The organism is uncultured Legionella sp., assembly GCF_937871865.1.
Lineage (GTDB): Bacteria > Pseudomonadota > Gammaproteobacteria > Legionellales > Legionellaceae > Legionella.
Window position 1 is genome coordinate 1 of record NZ_CALMPD010000193.1, and the last position, 2,523, is coordinate 2,523.

Genomic DNA, 2,523 nt, shown 5'->3' on the forward strand with positions numbered 1-2,523 from the left:
TTTTTTAAAATGCTATTCTCAAGATCAACACGTTTAATCCGCTTTTCTAACACCTTTATGCGCTGTTGCTCAGGCGTAATAGCTTGGCCTTTAGGACACATTCCTTTGCCTTCGGCTCTAACTTGCGCTATCCATGTCAACGGCAATTGAAAATTGATCCACTTTAGAATGAAACTGCAAACTAAAATTGATCCACCTCTACGTTCTTATTTTTAATAATACCTGCTTTAGTTTTGTCTTTTAGCCGATAGCTATCTCCTTTAATCTGAATGACGTGAGCATGATGAAGGATACGATCAAGCATTGCTGAAGTAAGGGCCGTATTTCCTGCGAAAGTGTCATCCCATTGCCCAAATGATAAGTTTGAGGTAAGGATAATAGAGCCTTTCTCATAGCGATTTGCAATGACCTGGAACAACAGATTTGCCTGTTCCCTGGACATAGGCAGGTAACCTATTTCATCAATAATGAGTAAACTTGGTGCATTCACACATCGTTGCATGGTTTGTTTTAATTTTCCCTGCCTTTGTGCTGTATCAAGTTGCAATAATAAATCTGCAGCAGAGATAAAACGGGTTTTCATTCCATCCAAAGTAGCAAGAAATCCTAAAGCAATAGCAATATGAGTTTTTCCGACGCCACTTGGGCCAAGCAGCACGATATTTTCTTTTCGTTGAATAAAACTCAGCGATGCCAAAGCCTCGATTTGCTTTTTGGGCGCCCCAACAGCAAACTTAAAATCATACTCATTAAGCTGCTTGACTGTAGGAAAGCCAGCCATTTTAAGTAGTATATTTCGAGAGCGTTGCTGACGTACCTGTTGTTCTTCTTTCAAGCATTCTTCCAAATAATCACTATAACTACTTTCCTGAGCCACTGCTTGCTGAGAGAGGGCCCAATAGTTTGCAGCAACACCATTCAAATGTAGTGACTCACACAATGTCTCAATACGTTGGGTTTGTAAATTCATTGAGGCACTCCTTCTAATAATGATTCATAGATGGATAAAGCGTGCTGTAAATTAATGCGCTCATAATGGCCCACAGACATGGAATGAGTGGGTGTAATGACCACCGATGAATGAGGCGTCTGATAAGGTTGTAGTTGCTGTAACTCCTCTTTCCAACGTCGCACGGGTTGTTCCTGAATGGTTTGATGCAGCCGAATATTAGCGACATCTCGTAACCATTTTTTTACTTCAAGATTTGCTGTGTCTACATCTAAAACAAGGCCTGCTTGTTTCAATTGTGCTACTAAGGGTACATAAAAACTATAACGCAAATAACGAATAAATCGTTCGACTTTACCCTTCGTTTGAGCACGATAGGGTTGGCATACACGAGGTAAAAATCCTGCCTCTTTAGCAAACTCCCATAAGCTTGAATGAAAGCGATGAAGCCCTGAACCATAGGCATTACGTTGAATAATAACTGTTTTCATATTATCGTACAACACTTCCTTCGGGACTCCCTGGAAATACTCAAAAGCATGTTGATGACATCGTTTTAACGTCTCAAACTGTTCGTTTTCTACAAATTCAACATAGCAGTATCGGCTGTATCCCAGTATCGCAACAAATGCAGATAAAGACGATTTGCCACGTCTAAACACCGCCCAATCTACCTGCATCTGTTTACCTGCTTCCGTTTCATAGCGGAGCAAAGGAGCCTCTTTTTTCAACGGCCGTAACTCAGCCATAAAATAGCGTAATAAACGAATACATCCCTGATAACCTTGTTCTCTAATTTCACGTTCCAATACAGGCGCTGGTATCCACTCAGGCGACGCATTCGCCAATCGTTCTTTAATATAGGACTTATACGGTTCAAGCTTCGATACTCGCTCCACTCGTTTCTTATAACTCGGTTTGTCTTTTTGGCCTATATACGTGCGTACCGTATTACGAGAAATCCCCAAGCGTTTCGATATCTCTCGGATACTTATCCCCTGGACATATAATATTTTTATTTCTACCACTGTGTCTGCTCCTAACATATTGGTTCCAGCTAATAGCCTTCTTCCAAATTTAGTTAACAGTGGATCATTTTTCAGTTGCCGCAGTGGATCATTTTTACATTGCCGCTAACATCCTTTCCTGATATGAAGAAAAAGCCAACCCAGAAACCAACCGCTAAATGGGTGTTCTTTTGCTTTCAAGGGATCTCTGTTCTGACTATAGACAATACACATCAAGTCGTTACTAATATGATGGATAGGCAGAGGGTAGTCCTCAGTTGCCTTGGGACATCATATGGGGAGTTTTATTCATGATTTCGCTGCGGAATACGGGATCAAAGGCCCTAAAAAACCTTAAAAATCATGCAAATAAGAACAAATAAATTACTATTTAAGTGGTCTTTCATGCTCTCGCAAAAGCTTGATCTTTGTTGGCTTGTTGATCGCCATAAAATGTTTTTGCGTCAGCAACACCAATAAAAATTTTGTTATCAATAAAGCGGGCTTGCCAAGCTAGACCAATACCTTCGTGATACACTAGCATACAATGATTAAACTTTGAATAAG

2 protein-coding genes are annotated in these 2,523 nt (G+C 40.3%); both read right to left on the minus strand.

Annotation, left to right across the window (positions count from 1 at the left end):
* Positions 1-181: 181 nt before the first annotated feature.
* A complete protein-coding gene (istB, locus tag Q0495_RS10580; protein WP_298625911.1) occupies positions 182-970 on the minus strand; it encodes an IS21-like element helper ATPase IstB in 789 nt (262 codons plus the stop codon).
* Positions 967-1,995 carry an IS21 family transposase gene (gene istA, locus Q0495_RS10585; protein ID WP_298625914.1) on the minus strand — a complete coding sequence of 343 codons (1,029 nt, stop codon included), beginning with the start codon at positions 1,993-1,995 and terminating at the stop codon, positions 967-969. The genes istB and istA overlap by 4 nt, the downstream gene beginning before the upstream one ends.
* Positions 1,996-2,523 lie beyond the last annotated feature (528 nt).